1 protein-coding gene is annotated in these 581 nt (G+C 62.7%); it reads right to left on the minus strand.

Annotated features, from left to right (window positions below):
* On the minus strand, positions 1-581 hold a 581-nt coding region (locus tag AC1DWF_RS36875), incomplete at both ends, for a radical SAM protein (RefSeq protein WP_476843379.1).

Below are 581 nucleotides of genomic sequence, written 5' to 3' on the forward strand. Positions count from 1 at the left end.
GCTCGTGGCAATCCTTGGTGAAGCGCTTCGCGACGTCGATCAGCATGCCCTTCTTGATGTTGTGAAGGATCTGCTGGTTGCCGGTCTCGTAGCCCACCAGCAGCAGCCGCAGCCCGTTGGCCGCCATCACCTCCAGCGACTTGCGCGGCACATTGGCCTTCGCATTGCACGACCAGGTCACGCCGAGCTTGCCGAGCTCCTTCGCGATGGCCTCGGCGCGCGGAAGGTCGTCGGTGAAGGTGTCGTCGTCGAAGAAGATTTCCTTCAGCCCCGGGAAGTTCGCCAGGACGTACTTGATCTCCTCGATCACATGCTCGACCGAGCGCGTGCGGTAGCGGTGCCCGCCCACCGTCTGCGGCCAGAGGCAGAAGGTGCAGCGGCTCTTGCAGCCGCGGCCGGTGTAGAAGCTCACATAGGGGTGCTTCAGGTAGCCGATGAAGTACTTCTTGTAGTCGAGGTCGCGCTTGTAGACCTCGGAGACGAAGGGCAGCTCGTCCATGTTCTCGAGCATCGGGCGGTCCTCGTTGTGGACCAGCACGCCCTCGGCGTTGCGGTAGGAAATGCCCTTGATGGAGGAGAGC

The organism is Aminobacter sp. P4_D5 (assembly GCF_056401815.1).